Source organism: Enterobacter sp. EGD-HP1 (assembly GCF_000733275.2).
Classification (GTDB): Bacteria; Pseudomonadota; Gammaproteobacteria; order Enterobacterales; family Enterobacteriaceae; genus Enterobacter.
On sequence record NZ_AVOP01000009.1, the window covers coordinates 1 to 17,684 of the forward strand.

General features: G+C 52.2%; 14 protein-coding genes and 1 pseudogene. 4 read left to right on the plus strand and 11 right to left on the minus strand.

Annotation, left to right across the window (positions count from 1 at the left end):
• Positions 1-880: aldehyde dehydrogenase family protein (locus tag N037_RS07870; protein WP_032640163.1), on the minus strand; the 880-nt coding region annotated here is incomplete at its 3' end.
• A 292-nt stretch (positions 881-1,172) separates the two neighbouring features.
• Here N037_RS07870 and N037_RS07875 point away from each other — a divergent pair.
• Positions 1,173-2,003 carry a MurR/RpiR family transcriptional regulator gene (locus N037_RS07875; protein WP_032640165.1) on the plus strand — a complete coding sequence of 277 codons (831 nt, stop codon included), beginning with the start codon at positions 1,173-1,175 and terminating at the stop codon, positions 2,001-2,003.
• A gap of 308 nt (positions 2,004-2,311) precedes the next feature.
• Here the strand turns inward: N037_RS07875 and N037_RS07880 are convergent, their stop codons facing one another.
• From N037_RS07880 to guaB, 7 genes and pseudogenes are all read right to left on the minus strand, one after another.
• Entirely contained in the window at positions 2,312-4,648 is a 2,337-nt protein-coding gene (locus tag N037_RS07880) for a YecA family protein (protein ID WP_032640167.1), read from the minus strand.
• A gap of 327 nt (positions 4,649-4,975) precedes the next feature.
• Positions 4,976-5,223: pseudogene (locus N037_RS25180) on the minus strand (DUF3750 domain-containing protein); the annotation flags it as partial.
• Positions 5,224-5,514: 291 nt separating this feature from the next.
• Positions 5,515-5,799, minus strand: coding sequence for a hypothetical protein (locus N037_RS24825; protein ID WP_156369717.1), 285 nt, complete (start codon positions 5,797-5,799; stop codon positions 5,515-5,517).
• A gap of 4 nt (positions 5,800-5,803) precedes the next feature.
• A complete protein-coding gene (locus tag N037_RS07885; protein ID WP_032640169.1) occupies positions 5,804-6,460 on the minus strand; it encodes a DUF4435 domain-containing protein in 657 nt (218 codons plus the stop codon).
• Entirely contained in the window at positions 6,460-7,818 is a 1,359-nt protein-coding gene (locus N037_RS07890) for an AAA family ATPase (protein ID WP_032640171.1), read from the minus strand. Before N037_RS07890 ends, N037_RS07885 begins: the two co-directional genes overlap by 1 nt.
• Before the next feature lie 135 nt (positions 7,819-7,953).
• Positions 7,954-9,531 (minus strand): glutamine-hydrolyzing GMP synthase, encoded by a 1,578-nt coding sequence (gene guaA / locus N037_RS07895; RefSeq protein WP_006811514.1) that lies wholly within the window; start codon positions 9,529-9,531, stop codon positions 7,954-7,956.
• A gap of 67 nt (positions 9,532-9,598) precedes the next feature.
• Positions 9,599-11,065 (minus strand): IMP dehydrogenase, encoded by a 1,467-nt coding sequence (guaB, locus tag N037_RS07900; protein ID WP_023333022.1) that lies wholly within the window; start codon positions 11,063-11,065, stop codon positions 9,599-9,601.
• A 159-nt stretch (positions 11,066-11,224) separates the two neighbouring features.
• Here guaB and xseA point away from each other — a divergent pair, with 159 nt between their 5' ends.
• Genes xseA through N037_RS07915 form a run of 3 tightly spaced genes read left to right on the plus strand, consistent with a single transcriptional unit; the run spans position 11,225 to position 14,027 of the window.
• A complete protein-coding gene (gene xseA / locus N037_RS07905; RefSeq protein ID WP_032640173.1) occupies positions 11,225-12,598 on the plus strand; it encodes an exodeoxyribonuclease VII large subunit in 1,374 nt (457 codons plus the stop codon).
• Positions 12,599-12,656: 58 nt separating this feature from the next.
• Positions 12,657-13,676, plus strand: coding sequence for a M4 family metallopeptidase (locus N037_RS07910; RefSeq protein ID WP_032640175.1), 1,020 nt, complete (start codon positions 12,657-12,659; stop codon positions 13,674-13,676).
• Positions 13,677-14,027: a protealysin inhibitor emfourin gene (locus N037_RS07915; RefSeq protein ID WP_006811517.1), complete on the plus strand. Its 351-nt coding sequence runs from the start codon at positions 13,677-13,679 to the stop codon at positions 14,025-14,027.
• Here the strand turns inward: N037_RS07915 and N037_RS07920 are convergent.
• From N037_RS07920 to der, 3 genes are all read right to left on the minus strand, one after another.
• The gene (locus N037_RS07920) at positions 14,024-14,245 is read right to left on the minus strand and encodes a zinc ribbon domain-containing protein (RefSeq protein ID WP_023333025.1); all 222 of its coding nucleotides are present in this window, start codon (positions 14,243-14,245) and stop codon (positions 14,024-14,026) included. The genes N037_RS07915 and N037_RS07920 overlap by 4 nt on opposite strands.
• Before the next feature lie 58 nt (positions 14,246-14,303).
• Complete coding sequence (locus tag N037_RS07925; protein WP_023308797.1) at positions 14,304-15,845, minus strand: peptide MFS transporter; 1,542 nt, start codon at positions 15,843-15,845, stop codon at positions 14,304-14,306.
• 300 nt (positions 15,846-16,145) lie between these two features.
• On the minus strand, positions 16,146-17,618 hold the full coding sequence (gene der / locus N037_RS07930) for a ribosome biogenesis GTPase Der (RefSeq protein WP_023308811.1): 1,473 nt from the start codon (positions 17,616-17,618) through the stop codon (positions 16,146-16,148).
• Positions 17,619-17,684: the final 66 nt, after the last annotated feature.

Sequence of the window (17,684 nt, forward strand, 5' to 3'; positions counted from 1 at the left end):
TTTTATCCCCCACCGCCAGCACCACCGAGAGCGCCATGCAGCGTTCGCCCGCCGCGCCGTAGGCCGCGCCCATGATGGCGTTGGTCGCCATCTCCATGTCGGCATCCGGCATTAAAATGCAGTGGTTTTTCGCGCCGCCCAGCGCCTGACAGCGCTTACCGTGGGCGGACGCGGTCTGGTAAATGTATTCCGCAATCGGCGTGGAGCCGACAAAGCTCACCGCCTGCACGCGCGGGTCGGTCAGGAGCACGTCAACGGACTCCTTATCGCCCTGCACCACGTTGAACACGCCGTCCGGCAGGCCGGCCTCTTTCAGCAGCTGCGCCAGCGCCAGTGCCAGAGAAGGATCTTTTTCCGACGGCTTCAGCACGAAGGTGTTGCCCGTCGCCAGCGCAATCGGGAACATCCACATCGGCACCATCGCCGGGAAGTTAAACGGCGTGATCCCGGCGCAGACGCCGAGCGGCTGCATCAGCGAGTGGCTGTCGACGCCGGTACCGACGTTCGCCGAGTGTTCGCCCTTTTGCAGGTGCGGGATGCCGCAGGCAAACTCTACCACTTCCAGGCCGCGGGTCAGTTCGCCCACCGCATCGGAGAAGACCTTGCCGTGCTCTTCGCTGATGATGCGGGCCAGTCGCTCCATGTTCTCTTCCAGCAGCGCCTTGAAGCGGAACATCACGCGCGCGCGCTTAAGCGGAGCATGGCGCGCCCACGCCGGAAACGCCTGCTGCGCGGCGGCAATGGCCTGTTCGGTTTCCTGCGCCGTACTCATCACCACCTGGCGGATCTGCTCGCCGGTGGCCGGGTTGAAGATCGCCTGAACGCGCTGGCCTGAACCGGTGACACATTCGCCGTGAATAAAATTCGCTACCGTCTCCATCCTTAACCTCTCGCTGTTGATACGTGACTGTTACCTGAACACTGTGTACTGAACACTATATATGAAACAAATATTCCATTTTAAGTTGAAATAAAATAAATGATGATTATTGTGATCAAGGATGGATTTTTATGTTAACAGCCAACAACACTGGCGCAGCGTGCGCTATTAAGGAATTTCGGGCGAGGAAATGACTGAAGTTTCTGTTTCATTTTTGCTGCCAGATGGATGGCCGACATTTAAAAGACGCGGTTTTGCGTTTAGAATCATAAGACTGTATTTGGGGGATAAGATGACGACAGCAACCAGCCTGAACGAACTGCAGCAGCAAATCCGCGATCGCTACGATAGCCTGAGCAAGAGGCTGCAGCAGGTCTCCCGCTACGTGCTGGATAACACCAACAGCGTGGCCTTTGATACGGTTGCCGTCATTGCCGAGCGCGCCGACGTGCCGCCCTCGACGCTGATCCGCTTTGCCAACGCCTTTGGCTTCACCGGCTTCAACGAAATGAAACAGCTGTTTCGCATGAACCTGGTCGAGGAGACCGCCAGCTACAGCGACCGCGCCCGGCTGTTCCGCGAAATGGAGAGCGAGGCCGTGCCGGAAACGCCGCTCGATATTCTGCAGGAGTTTGCCCGCTCGAACGCGCAGGCGCTGCAGCAGCTGGCCGCCCGCGCCGAACCGGAAATGCTGGAGCGCGCGGTACAGCTGCTGGCCGACGCCGACACCATCTACATCGCCGGGCTGCGCCGCTCCTTTAGCGTTGCGGCCTACCTCACCTACGCCCTGAGCCACCTCGAGTGTCGCCCTATCCTGCTCGACGGCATGGGCGGGATGCTGCGCGAGCAGATCAGCCGCATTAAGGCGCGCGACATCGTGGTGTCGATCAGCTTCTCGCCATACGCGGAAGAGACGGTGATGGTCAGCGAAACCGCCGCCAGCGTCGGCGCGCGGCAGATCGTGATTACGGACAGCCAGATAAGCCCCCTGGCGACGTTCAGCGATCTCTGCTTTGTGGTGAAAGAGGCGCAGGTGGATGCGTTTCGGTCTCAGTCGGCGACGCTGTGCCTGGTGCAGTCGCTGGTGGTGGCGCTGGCGTATAGGTTGGGCGAGGGGAAATAAGGAAATAAAAAACCCCCTGCACAGGCAGAGGGTTTGGATGTTAATTCAGACGGGGATTATTCCCACTCAATTATCAATGAAAGTAAAATAAATTTAAATAACAGTTAGTTACAAAGCATATCTTTCTCGATACCACAATCTATACCATGCGGAGTTTTTTTTATTTTTTCTGTTCATCGACGTTTATTAAGCTCAGGCTCATGCTGAGAATACTCTCGCACAACATGAATAAAATCTTTAATTAAAGATAAAAATCAGTAAATTACACAAATTTATGCACAACCTACATTTGAACTCCTAAGCAGATTCTACCGTCCATGACATCTCTTGTGTTTCATGCCACTGCCACATGGACAAGGGACATTACGACCAATCTTTTTGCTCTTGCGACCAAAGTGGACTTGTTTTTCCCGTTCGAGATTGAACGTACGTACAGGATTGCCCATTCTCGCCGCGTCTTCATAAATGTGTGCGTTTTCTGCTGTTTGCTCCATCGGTATGTAAACTTTGAAAGACCGCGCCTGGACATAAGTACCATCGGCACTAACTTCAGCCACAATGCCAATGATGTTAGTAGCCTTGACGCTCAACGCACCTGCGCTGGCCTTATTGTTCACCTTAGTCCAGTCAATTGGATGGCCATGCCGTTGAAGCCAAACGAAGAGCGGCACACCGTCCCCGCCCAGAACAAAGTAACGAACGGGATGCTGAATCAGTGTTTTTCGAAGGTCGGACAGCATCTTGGCCAGATTATTCCGGCCTTCCTCTCCTAGGTCACGGATATGACTCTCTGCTGAAAGCCAGCCGCTAGCTCGGGTGCTATCGAGTGCTCCAAGCAGCTTCAGAACCTCCTCCGGGAACTTCTGACTTGGGAACGGTTTGCTTTCCCACTCCTCACCTTCGAAGGTCCTGTCAACGATGTCACTCATGCCATCCCAGATAACCATGTTCGCTTTCTCTTCCTTCAACTGCTCGATAATATCCTGATCAAAACGGTTCTTCTTCAGGTAAGCACCCAAGTGATCGAACTCGTCGAAGAGATGAGCCCCGCGTATTCCGGCCACGGCTTGCCGCACCTCCAAGTAATGGACGAACTCCCCGGGTGTGGGCAAGAGTCGCTTGAGCACAAACAAATCGTCGATGGACAGTGAAATGAAAGCATGCTTTCCAAGTAAAGGCTCAACCTGCGGTAATTCTTTACAGTACGTGGAAAAGGGCGAGAACGACTCGACTGTCAACCCAATCGGCACCATCAGCCGGTAGTCAGAGCGACGCACACGACAACGCTCTTCGTATTTGCCATTTACGAGGTGATAGAGGGACACTTCATCCGCCGAATTCATATAATTGAAGAAGCGCGCACATTGTTTATATGCCTTGAGTAATAAGTCCTGCACTGATTGAGCATGGCGGCCAAAATCAAGCGCCGGAGATGCAATGGTGGCAGCTGCACCAGCCTTAGCCTCAACTAGTAACAGCACATCATCGACCAGGATTAGAGTATCGTTTTCGGACCACTGCTTGCTATCAGGATCCTTGTAGTAAACCTCCTGGAGAACTGTGGCTCCCGGAAGCTGGGCATAGAGAATGTCGGCAAAGGCTGCTTCGCTCATCATTTTCTGCCTATCTTTAAAGGCCTTATTGTAATCCGGCTTTCGCTGAAGGAGATTAAATAGGAGCGCACGATACCCCGCATCGCGAGCAAAACAGGGATCGACTGCGTAGTAGTCCGACCCAAGCTGAATTAGAGGTTTCTTACGTGCTGGCAGTGTCCGAAAGGGTGTCCCCTTAAAATCGCCCGCTGCGAAGAACTCAGTATCTTCTCCTCGCTGGTATGACAAGTCTGCTAGCAAAGTCGGTGGCAACTTCGTGTGACGGCTTACATTGGCAATACCGCCGCGAAGCATATCCTCCATCGCCCCCCGGGCCGCTTTGGACTGCTCCTCATTTTCAGCAATCCATGACTCCATAGCGTCTTCCATCGACTTACTTTGCTCTATAGAAAAAGCTTTTACCGCCTCAAACTGCTTCATCATCTCAATGATTGCGTTGGCCTGCCCAGAACGAGTAGCGTCGGCCATGGCCTGAAAGCCTTCCGCAATATCGGTGGCACCAATGCCGTACACCTCCTCCAAAACATCATTGTGAGGCGCCAGAACGTAGCGATAGAACTCGCCCTCCAAAACTTGATAACGATTTCCGCGTATCATGACCCAAGTGGATTTCGCACGGAATTCAATGTCGGCCGTATTAGGACCGAAGATGCCATCTTTGGTATCAGCAGAGGTGGCCATAGCATAGAACATGGCCTGCTCTCTCAGTTTTCGGCTACGTTCAAACAACTCAGCGCACAGTGCTTCGTCGAATTCCATATCCGCAGGAGCGGCCTCAGATGCCAGAACCGCGTGAACATACTCCAGTAAGAACTGGGTTTCATTAACTACGTCAGCTGGGCTACCCTCTTGGCCTTGCTTTTCGCCCCCAATTTGGTTTCCCATTTTTTTCATCATGTGCTGAGCGTAGATGTACCCGAGCAAATCATGCGGAGGCATTTTGACAATCAACTGACGCATTCGGTCAGCAATGGATTCCATATCCTTCAATAAAGAAGCTACAGCCTTCTTTCGATCTTCTTCCATATTCATTCTTATCACCCCATTTTGAACTACTGATCTTTCGAGCACCATAATGCTCACTCGTCAATCATATCAGCTCAGTCCTGCATCTTGGCTTTACGCTGTTCACGATAATCAGCTTTCTTATATATCGCCCTTACTCTGGTTACGTCGAGGTTTCGAGCACTTACTGTAGTGGATAATTTTTGTCAGGGGGGCTAGCTTGTGTTTGCACACTGAATATGACCATCTGCATCGTGACGATATTGTAAATAGACCATTTTAGTTCCACGCACTTTTTGAGATCCCGGACAGATGATGTTGTAATCGGAATAGCATGATTATATTGGACACTTACAAACCCAGCGGATGCAGCAGCGAGCGATAATCTTTACTAATAGCGTTCACCGGTAAATCCAGTTTCAGCACCGGCATTTACCGAGCAATGAGCGCAAGAAACGTATTGCTGATGGGCCCCGGTCACATATGATAAGTGGTGGGCCACCCACGGGTAGGATTTTATCGCCGCTTCAATCTGTGGGATCATCGCCTGCGTGGCAGCACCGCGATGCTCCCCCCTCCCCCCGCGGCCGCGCGCCGTACCACTAACCGTCCAGCAGGTTGCGGTTCAGCGCACTTTATCGCTGATGCACGTGGCCTGCGCCAGACTGGTCGCCAGCGACAGCTGCACTATGACAAGAAAAGCGAGTAGAAAGGCTTCAGTGGCAACCTCGAAGGTATCCTGATGAGTAATATTTTCCCCCGCCATTCGGATCGAGACGGGGTAAGTTATATTGTCAAAACAAGTAATTTAAAGTATCAATATATGGGATATTTTTAAACATCTTCATCAATTAAAAGTCATTTCAAATATTAAATAAAAATCATCCAAGTTTTTACACCTTGGATAAGGTTCTGATATCACTTTTAATACTCTCGAAGAAAGTAATAAGACAATCTGGCGTTCTAACGTATTGTGCCAAAGAAGAAAGCATATGATCATGCAATGATGGATTATCAAGTTTTAAGTTGTAAGAAAAGTGTTCTTCAATCTCTTTAGTGAGAAAAGTATTATCTTTAAGGAGTTTCACAAACTCCTTTAAAAAACCTATCTCCTGCTTGCCTCTAAACCTTTCCCCGGGATTACTCAGAATTTCTTTAACCTGAGCATTATTTTTCACAAAATTAATAAAATTCTCTCTCTTTGTTCTTTAATTTATTAAACTCACCCTTCCAATTTATTTTAATTAAAACACCATTTTTTTCAATATCAATATTTATTTTTAATATTTTATCAAGGCTCACTTTTTTATCGAGAGATCCTTTTCTAGCATATAGAAATATAATATTTGCAATAATGAGTCTTTTGTTTTTGTGGAATAATGACTGAAGTCCAAGATATCTCATCGTAAGATATTCTAAAATTGCGCTGCGATGATAAATTTTATAGTTACTTAAACCGCATTCACCAACCAGCATCTTCCTTACCGTCTCTGGTTCACAATAAATATTTTCAATGGAATAAGAAGGTGTGGTATAAATATCTTTCTCGAGGATTTCCTCATCAAAATCTTTATCAATCATAAAAAAAGTATTATCCTTGCAATATATAGGATTATCTTTAATAGCAAGTCGTAACTCTAAGACTTTACTTTTCCCACCAACAGAGAGAAAATCCCATTTATCATAAAAAAAATTTGCTATCTTAGATGTATAAAACTTAGGATCATCTTTGCCTTCAATTATAAATATCAACTGCGCACTTCCCCTAACCCTAGAGTACTCCAAGAAGAACACTTCAGTATCACCCATACTTTCTGTCAGGTATTCTACGCGTGACATTACTCCCCCTCCTTTTCCAAAAAGTAGGATTGGAGGTCAGACGTATACTTTGTGAGCCCAGAAAAAATAAAAGGACTATGTGTCATAGCCAACAGCATTGAACAACTTTCACATTCCATAACATCTTTGATAAGAGTTTTCTGCCATTCTACTGAAAGAGACAACTCAGGCTCATCAAATAATATGAAGTATCGACTATCTCTTTCAAGGATTAGCGTCGAAAACAAAGAAACGATCTGCTTTTCACCGGAAGATAACTCGCCAAATTTTATTTGCTCATCTCGTTCTAATGAAGTAATGACAACACTAATCGATGTTGCATCATAGGTCATTTTTTTGTTCTTAAAATATTTAGAGCACACTTCCGCAAATCTCGTTAAAGCTTTATCTTTAGTTTGCTGTTCAAAAAAAGCATTATACATCTTTGAAAGAAAATAAATGAGGGTGTCGTTTTCCTTTTTTCCAACTTCATATTCATTCTTTACTAAACTTATTATTTTATTCTTATCAGATAGCGTTAATGAACGACCAAATCGATTAAGTAAAAGCTCAATATCATTAGAATTATTGATAATAATAGATCTATCATCATCATTAACTGTTAGGCCGTTGACAAGCCTGTTTAAAATCTCACTGTTAATACGTGACATTGAATCGTTCGATGAAGTGAGTATTTCTTTCTTTATAGACTCTAACTTGTCCTCTACATCAGTCAAACCAAACTGAATATAATCCTGACCTTGTTTATCCTTATCCACATTCAAAGAAGACAATAAATCTTCTACTCTCCTGTAAGTTGGAAGATACAATGTCTTAAGAGTAAACCTCTCTTCTATTTGTTGAAAAAAATCCATTTTCTTAACACCCAAAAAGAGCGATTCTTTTTCCTCAAAAAGATCTCTTAACGCCATCATACTAAAAGGCAAAGAAGATCTGATTGCGTCTGGATGACTGAGTTGTGATTTAGAATTAACTTCGTAATAATTTTTAATTTTATTCCTAATAGTATTGAGGCTATTTTCTGACATTATTATGTCAATTATCACTGAAAGCTCTTCTTGAGAAACCCTTTCAGAAACATGTCGATAAGCCTTTGACTCCCAGTCATAGTCCAAATCTGATTTCATAATGGAAATTGGTTCAGATGAACTCGCGAATTTTATCTCTACACTACCAAAATTAACATCCCTAAGCTTTTTAATATTCCCGTTTAATGTTGCATCAATGATTTTTAATATAGTTGTTTTACCTTGACCATTTTCAGATAGCAGTATTTTATATAAATCATAAAAATCTAATCTAACATCTTTGTATCCATGCATATTTCCAATAAAAAAATACTCAATTGGTGGAACCATCTCAAACTCCTTTTATTATAAGAAATAAGTGTAAGCATCATATATTTATACAAAAAATACATGAAGGCAAGAAAAGAAGCATAAAAAAGCCCGCAGTTACACGGGCTTAAGTGATTCAACTACGAAGCTGGAAAATCATTCCCACTCAATCGTAGCCGGTGGCTTACCGCTGATGTCATACACGACGCGGGAAATACCGTTCACTTCGTTGATGATGCGGTTAGACACGCGGCCTAAGAAATCATACGGCAGATGCGCCCAGTGTGCGGTCATGAAGTCGATGGTTTCCACCGCACGCAGGGAGACAACCCAGTCGTACTTGCGGCCATCGCCCATCACACCGACGGAACGAACCGGCAGGAACACGGTGAACGCCTGGCTCACTTTGTTGTACAGGTCAGCTTTGTGCAGCTCTTCAATGAAGATAGCGTCCGCGCGACGCAGCAGGTCGCAGTACTCTTTCTTCACTTCGCCCAGCACGCGCACGCCCAGACCCGGGCCCGGGAACGGGTGACGGTAGAGCATGTCGTACGGCAGACCCAGTTCCAGACCGATCTTACGCACTTCGTCTTTGAACAGCTCGCGCAGCGGTTCAACCAGACCCATCTTCATCTCTTTCGGCAGTCCGCCCACGTTGTGGTGAGATTTGATGACGTGTGCTTTACCGGTGGCGGAGGCCGCAGACTCGATCACGTCAGGGTAGATGGTGCCCTGCGCCAGCCATTTCACATCTTCCAGCTTCAGCGCTTCTTCGTCGAACACTTCTACGAACACGCGACCGATGATTTTACGCTTGGCTTCCGGATCGTTCTCGCCTTTCAGCGCGTCCAGGAAGCGCTGCTCGCCTTCCACGTGAACGATGTTCAGACCGAAGTGGTCGCCGAACATGTCCATGACCTGCTGGGCTTCATTCAGACGCAGCAGACCGTTGTCCACGAACACGCAGGTCAGGTTTTTACCGATGGCGCGGTGCAGCAGCATCGCGGTCACGGAGGAGTCCACGCCGCCGGAGAGGCCGAGGATCACTTTGTCATCGCCAACCTGCTGGCGGATACGCTCAACGGCGTCGTCGATGATTTTAGCCGGGGTCCACAGGGCTTCACACTGGCAGATGTCACGCACGAAGCGCTCCAGCATGCGCATACCTTGACGGGTGTGGGTCACTTCCGGGTGGAACTGCACGCCGTAGAAGCGTTTTTCTTCGTTCGCCATGATCGCGAACGGGCAGCTTTCGGTGCTGGCAACGGTCACAAAGTCAGACGGGATGGCGGTAACTTTGTCACCGTGGCTCATCCACACGTCCAGCAGCGGTTTGCCGTCTGCGGTCAGGGAGTCTTCGATACCGCGCACCAGCGCGCTGTCGGTGACCACTTCTACCTGTGCGTAGCCAAACTCGCGCTCGTTAGAGCCTTCTACGTGGCCGCCCAGCTGCATTGCCATGGTCTGCATACCGTAGCAGACGCCGAATACCGGTACGCCAGCTTCGAACACGTACTGCGGCGCGCGCGGGCTGTTCTCTTCGGTGGTGCTTTCCGGGCCGCCGGACAGGATGATGCCGCTTGGATTGAATTCGCGAATCTGTGCTTCCGTGACATCCCACGCCCACAGCTCACAGTAAACGCCCAGTTCACGTACGCGACGCGCCACCAGCTGAGTGTACTGAGAACCGAAGTCCAGGATGAGAATGCGATGTTTATGAATGTTTTCCGTCATTGACGCTAATTCCGAGGCAAGTGAAACAAAAACAGAGCGCCCGGCAGAAGCCGGGCGCGGAAACTTATCAGGAGCCCAGACGGTAGTTCGGGGACTCTTTGGTGATCGTCACGTCGTGAACGTGGCTCTCCTGGATACCCGCACCGCTGATGCGTACGAATTCCGCTTTGGTACGCAGCAGGTCAATGGTACCACAGCCGGTCAGACCCATACAGGAACGCAGGCCGCCCATCTGCTGGTGAATGATCTCTTTCAGACGGCCTTTATAGGCAACGCGACCTTCGATACCTTCCGGTACCAGTTTGTCTGCGGCGTTATCGGTCTGGAAGTAACGGTCAGAGGAACCTTTGGACATCGCGCCCAGGGAGCCCATGCCGCGGTAAGATTTGTAAGAACGGCCCTGGTAGAGTTCGATTTCGCCCGGGGATTCTTCGGTACCGGCCAGCATGGAGCCGACCATCACGGCAGCGGCGCCCGCGGCGATCGCTTTGGCGATGTCGCCAGAGAAGCGGATACCGCCGTCAGCGATAACCGGAATACCGGTGCCTTCCAGCGCTTCCACCGCGTCAGACACCGCGGTGATCTGTGGAACGCCCACGCCGGTCACGATACGGGTGGTACAGATAGAGCCAGGGCCGATACCCACTTTCACCGCGCTGCAGCCGGCGTCAGCCAGCGCGCGAGCGCCTGCGCCAGTGGCCACGTTACCGCCGATGATCTGCAGATCAGGATATTTAGCACGGGTATCACGAATACGTTGCAGAACGCCTTCGGAGTGGCCGTGAGAGGAGTCAATCAGCAGGACGTCAACGCCCGCAGCAACCAGCGCGTCAACGCGCTCTTCGTTGCCGGCACCTGCGCCAACCGCAGCGCCAACGCGCAGACGGCCATGCTCGTCTTTACAGGCGTTAGGCTTACGTTCTGCTTTCTGGAAGTCTTTAACGGTGATCATGCCGCGCAGGTGGAAGCTGCTGTCAACAACCAGCGCTTTTTCAACGCGTTTTTCGTGCATTTTTGCCAGCACGACGTCGCGGGTTTCACCTTCGCGAACGGTAACCAGGCGCTCTTTTGGGGTCATGTAGACGCTGACAGGCTGGTTCAGGTCAGTCACGAAACGTACGTCACGACCGGTGATAATACCGACCAGTTCGTTCTCTTCGGTCACAACCGGGTAACCGGCAAAGCCGTTACGTTCGGTCAGGGCCTTCACTTCGTGCAGCGTGGTGGTTGGCAGAACGGTCTGTGGGTCAGACACGATGCCGGATTCATGTTTCTTCACGCGGCGAACTTCTTCCGCCTGACGCTCGATAGACATGTTTTTGTGGATAAAGCCAATGCCGCCTTCCTGTGCCAGGGCGATAGCCAGACGCGCTTCAGTCACGGTGTCCATTGCTGCGGAGAGCATAGGAATGTTCAGACGAATGGTTTTCGTCAACTGCGTGCTGAGATCGGCAGTATTCGGCAGAACGGTGGAGTGAGCGGGAACGAGGAGGACGTCGTCAAACGTCAGTGCTTCTTTAGCGATACGTAGCATGGGCAATATCTCTGACCTGGGTGGTTAAATATTGCCGTGGCATTATACAGAGCGTAACCGATTGCATCCACACTTTTTTAAAAAAAATGCTTGCGCTCACCTCTCAGCAGGTTACTATCGACTGAATAACTTGCTGATTTAGAATTTGATCCCGCTCACATGTTATCCTCTCAATCCCCCTCAATTTATACCGTCAGCCGCCTTAATCAGACGGTGCGTTTGCTGCTTGAGCAGGAAATGGGGCAGGTCTGGATCAGCGGTGAGATCTCAAACTTCACGCAGCCGTCCTCCGGTCACTGGTACTTTACCTTAAAAGACGACACCGCCCAGGTGCGCTGCGCGATGTTCCGCAACAGCAACCGCCGCGTGACGTTCCGCCCCCAGCACGGCCAGCAGGTTCTGGTTCGCGCCAACATCACACTGTATGAGCCGCGCGGCGATTATCAGATCATCGTCGAGAGCATGCAGCCTGCGGGCGAAGGGCTGCTGCAGCAGAAGTATGAACAGCTAAAAGCCAGGCTCTCTGCCGAAGGGCTGTTCGACCAGCAGTACAAAAAACCGCTGCCCTCTCCTGCCCACTGCGTTGGGGTCATCACCTCGAAAACCGGTGCGGCACTGCACGATATCTTGCACGTGCTGAAGCGTCGCGACCCTTCCCTGCCCGTCATCATCTACCCGACCGCCGTTCAGGGTGACGATGCGCCGGGCCAGATCGTTCGCGCCATTGAGCTGGCGAACGCCCGTCAGGAGTGCGACGTAATAATCGTCGGGCGCGGCGGCGGCTCGCTGGAGGATCTATGGAGCTTTAACGACGAGCGCGTGGCGCGGGCAATCTTTGCCAGCCTTATCCCCGTGGTGAGCGCCGTCGGCCACGAAACGGACGTAACGATAGCCGATTTTGTCGCGGATCTGCGCGCGCCTACGCCGTCCGCGGCGGCGGAAGTGGTCAGCCGCAACCAGCTGGAGCTGCTGCGTCAGATTCAGAACGGCCAGCAGCGCCTTGAGATGGCGATGGACTACTTCCTTGCCAACCGTACCCGCCGCTTTACCCAGCTTCATCATCGACTTCAGCAGCAGCATCCGCAGCTGCGTCTGGCGCGTCAGCAGACCGTGCTGGATCGTCTGCGTCAGCGCATGAGCGTTGCGGTGGACGCGCAGCTTAAGCGCGCAGTATCGCGCCAGCTGCGCGTGACGCAGCGCCTGAACCAGCAGAACCCGCAGCCGAAAATTTATCGCGCGCAAACGCGGATCCAGCAGCTGGAGTATCGTCTGGCGGAGACAATCCGGGCGCGCCTGAGCACCACCCGCGAGCGTTTTGGCAATGCGGTGACCCATCTTGAAGCGGTCAGCCCCCTCTCCACGCTGGCGCGCGGCTATAGCGTGACGACGGCGACGGACGGCAAAGTGCTGAAGCAGACCAAACAGGTGAAAGCCGGCGATGTGCTGACGACGCGTCTTTCAGACGGCTGGGTAGAAAGCGAAGTGAAATCAATTAAACCGGTGAAAAAGGCGCGTCAGCGTAAAACCGGATAATTCTTCGCCGGTTACTTACTATACTGCTGCTATTCCCTTTTTTAATAAGGAGAGCAGCATGCCCCATCTTCATAGCGTTATTCCCCCTTATATTCTTCGTCGTATTATCGAAAGCGGTTCCGAGCCGCAGCAGCGCTGTGCCCGTCAGACCTTAACCCACGTCCAGACGCTGATGGCCCACATGCCCGGCAAACCCGCCGCGCCCCACGTGAATAAAGCCGGACAGCTGGAGCGCGATATTTACGACGCGAAGCAAACCCAGGAGCTGCCGGGTACGCAGGTGCGTTACGAAGGCCAGCCGTCGAACGGCGATGTGGCGGTGGATGAAGCCTATAACTATTTAGGTATCACCCATGATTTCTTCTGGAAAGAATATCAGCGTGATTCGCTCGATAATAAAGGGCTTATTTTGACCGGCACCGTTCACTACGGCCGGGAATATCAGAACGCCTTCTGGAACGGTCAGCAGATGGTATTCGGCGACGGTGACGGGGAAATATTTAACCGCTTTACCATCGCCATCGACGTGGTGGCGCACGAGCTAAGCCACGGCGTGACCGAAACCGAAGCCGGGCTTATCTATTTCGAACAGTCGGGCGCGCTGAACGAGTCGCTGTCGGACGTGTTTGGCTCGCTGGTTAAACAGTACCATCTGAAGCAAACCGCCGATAAAGCTGACTGGCTCATTGGTGAAGGGCTGCTGGCGAAAGGGATCAACGGCAAAGGGCTGCGCTCGATGTCTGAACCCGGCACCGCCTATGACGATCCGCTGCTCGGCAAAGACCCGCAGCCCGCGCACATGAAAGATTTCATTAAAACGCGCGAGGACAACGGCGGCGTGCATCTGAACTCCGGCATCCCTAACCGGGCATTTTATCTGGCCGCGACGGCGATCGGCGGCTACGCCTGGGAAAAAGCGGGTTATGCCTGGTACGACACGGTTTGCGATCGCAATCTGGCGCAGGATGCGGATTTTGAGGCCTTCGCAAAACTGACGATCGCGCACGGAGAGAAACGCTCCGGCGGCGACGCTGGAGCGGCCATTAAACAAGCCTGGGAACAGGTGGGAGTGTTGTAAATGCAGGTTCCGGAATTGACGGATGACGCCGTGGTTGAGCTGGCCCGGGAAGGCGGCGTCGCTTTTATTCCCAAGTTGAGCGGACAGCGCACCATCGCGCTCTCCTCGCTCAATGAAGCCCAGCGCCAGCGCCTGGTGAGCATCCTGGAGCAGGCTTTTCCACGCGGCCAGCCGCCCGGGCAAGCCTCTTCACCCGGCAGCGGCGACCAGCGCTATTTCCGCATCCAGATTATCTGGACCGGGCAAAATCAGGCGCACTACGCCGATATCATCGTGCTGGTGCCCGAGCAGGAAGCGCCCGAGTCGCTGGTCGAACTGTGGCAGAAAGGCGAAGGCTGCGTGTGCGATTAACCTTCAGCCCGAACAAACTCCACGCGTTTTTTAGAGATAAGACCGTGGCCGTTCTGGCAGAAATAGTCCACCGCGCCGCAGGCTTTTAATACCTGAAGTGGCTGATGGCACTCCGGGCAGCGGGCTTCAAGCGCAATATCTTTATTACAGCTGTCGCAGTGCGCTATCCCGTTCTGAGGTTCCAGCGGTGTCTGGCAATCCGGGCAGGTAATCGACATATTCTCTCCAGTTAGGTTTTACCGGGACAGGATAACTGCCCCGGTAGGCTGAACATTATCAGGCTTCAGCTGCCGGTTTAGTCTGCGCATTTTCCAGCATGCGGCGAACCGGAACAATGAGAACGATCAGTACCGCGGCACAGATTAGCAGCGCGATGGAGCAGCGCGCAAAGAGATCCGGCAGCATATCCAGCTGATCGGCCTTCACATGGCCGCCAATCAGGCCCGCCGCCAGGTTACCCAGCGCGCTGGCGCAGAACCACAGCCCCATCATCTGACCGCGCATTCTTTCCGGCGCAAGCAGCGTCATGGTCGCCAGGCCAATCGGGCTCAGGCACAGTTCGCCGAGCGTCAGCATCAGGATGCTGCCCACCAGCCAGAACGGCGACACGCCCGCCCCACCGCTGCTCAGCACGTTCTGTGCCGCCAGCATCATCAGGCCAAAGCCCGCCGCCGCGCACAGAATACCAATAACAAACTTGGTGATGCTGCTCGGACGAATGTTTTTACTCGCCAGCTTCGGCCATGCCCAGCTAAACACCGGTGCCAGCAGGATGATGAACAGGGCGTTGATTGACTGGAACCACACCGCCGGGATTTCGAAATCACCGATCATGCGGTTAGTGTAGTCGTTGGCAAACAGGTTGAACGACGTTGGCTTTTGTTCGAACGCGGACCAGAAGAACGCCGCGGAGATCAGCAGAATAAAGCAGACCAGCAGCCTGGCGCGCTCTTTACGGTTCAGCCCCGCAAAAACAAACAGATAAATAAAGTAGAGGGCAACGGACGCCGCAATCACGTAGACCAGCACGCTGGCTACCGCGACCGGGTTAATCACAATCACGCCCTGCGCAATCAGCGTTACGATCGTTGCCACGCCTGCCGCCAGCGCCAGCAGCCAAACGCCCACGCCGTTACGCTTCACCACCGGGCTGTTCCAGGTAGAGTCGAGACCGACTTCGCCGTCATAGCGTTTCATCGCCGGAACGGCAAACACGCGGAAGATAATCAGCGCAACCAGCATCCCGATGCCGCCAATACCAAAGCCCCAGTGCCAGCCGTGGGTTTTGATCAGCCAGCCGGAAATCAGCGGCGCGATGAACGAGCCCATGTTGATGCCCATATAGAACAGCGAGAAACCGCCGTCACGACGCGCGTCGCCTTTTTTATAGAGGGTGCCGACCATCACCGAGATACAGGTTTTGAACAGCCCGGAGCCAAGCACGATGAACATCAGGCCGATAAAGAACAGGTTGTTGCCCATCACAGCAGAGAGCGCGATCGACAGGTGACCGAGCGCAATCAGGATCGAACCGTACCAGACGGCTCTCTGCTGACCCAGCCAGTTATCGGCCAGCCAGCCGCCCGGCAGCGCGGCCAGGTACATGGTACCGGCAAAGATACCGACAATCGCCGAGGCGTTTTCACGCGCCAGGCCCATCCCGCCGTCATAGACGGTGGCGGCCATAAACAGGATCAGTAACGGACGGATGCCGTAAAACGAGAAACGCTCCCACATCTCGGTGAAGAACAGGGAACCGAGCGGATACGGATGGCCGAAGAACGTTCGGCTCTCTTTTTGATTAACAGTGGATTGCATAATTCTCCCGAAAGGTATGTCGTCGTGCTTGTAAACACCAGCAGGTACGCCGGCCAGTTACGTATCTGGCCGATTTTTTACATGCGGCGAAAAGTTAGTTAACCATTTGATAACCAGGCGCTAGTTTTGTCTAGTACCGAACCCTGGACTTTAAGATGAAAATTCGACGATTGTCTACTTTCTTAGATTTAAACATGGTTAAAAGTGAATAGTGATTGACTTCACACAGAGAAAACCGGCGGTATGACCAGGCAAAAAAAAGCCCGCGATAAACGCGGGCTTTCGTGAAGCAGACAAAGCTTATTTGCTTTTCTTAATGTGCTTAATCAAGCGCTTACGCTTACGCATCTGGTTTGGCGTCAGGGTGTTGCGCTTGTTGGCAAACGGGTTTTCCCCTTCCTTGAACTGGATACGGATAGGCGTACCCATTACGTCCAGCGATTTACGGAAGTAGTTCATCAGATAGCGCTTGTAGGAATCCGGCAGGTCTTTCACCTGGTTGCCGTGAATTACTACGATTGGCGGGTTATAACCACCGGCGTGGGCATATTTCAGCTTCACGCGACGGCCGCGCACCAGCGGCGGCTGATGGTCTTCCGCAGCCATATTCATGATGCGCGTCAACATCGCGGTGCTCTGGCGACGGGTGGAGCTGTCATACGCTTCACGCACGGATTCGAAGAGGTTACCCACGCCGCTGCCGTGCAGCGCAGAGATAAAGTGCACGCGGGCAAAGTCGATAAAGCCCAGACGGAAGTCGAGGGTCTCTTTCACCTGCTCACGCACTTCATTGCTCAGGCCATCCCACTTGTTGACCACGATAACCAGTGAGCGCCCACTATTGAGGATAAAGCCGAGCAGAGAGAGATCCTGATCGGAGATACCTTCACGCGCGTCGATAACCAGCAGCACCACGTTGGCATCTTCGATCGCCTGCAGGGTTTTGATAACGGAGAATTTTTCCACCACATCGGTGATTTTCCCGCGCTTACGCACCCCGGCGGTGTCGATGAGGACATACTCACGTTCATCGCGCTGCATTGGGATGTAGATGCTGTCACGCGTGGTGCCCGGCATGTCGTAAACGACTACGCGCTCTTCACCCAGAATACGGTTAGTAAGCGTAGACTTACCTACGTTTGGACGACCCACGATAGCCAGCTTGATCGGCAGATCCTGCGGGTTGAAGTCGTCTTCAGGCTCTTCTTCGCCCTCTTCTCCGTCTTCGAACTGCGCCCAGTATTCAGCGTCTTCGTCTACTTCTTCCGGTGGGTTCACTTCGTCAACCCACGGCAGCAGAACGGTTTCCAGCAGGCTGGTGACGCCGCGGCCGTGCGATGCCGCAATTGGGTAGATCTCACCCAGGCCCAGAGACCAGAAATCCGCGACGGCCTGATCGGCATCAATACCGTCAGTTTTGTTCGCAACCAGGAAGGTCGGCTTTTCGCGTGAACGCAGGTGTTTGGCAATAGCGGAGTCCGCCGGCATCAGGCCAGCGCGCGCATCCACCATAAACAGCACCACATCCGCTTCTTCAATCGCCAGCAGCGACTGCTCCGCCATGCGGGTTTCAACGCCGTCTTCTGTGCCGTCAATACCACCGGTATCAATACAGATGAACTCGCGTCCTTCCACCTCTGCACGACCGTACTTACGGTCACGCGTCAGCCCCGGGAAATCCGCAACCAGCGCATCACGGGTGCGTGTTAAACGGTTAAAAAGAGTGGATTTTCCAACGTTAGGGCGCCCGACAAGCGCGACCACAGGTACCATGTTTGAAGCCTCATAAAATTCAAAATAACGTCGCTTTTGCGGCGTTTTTAAAAATGTCAAAACGGC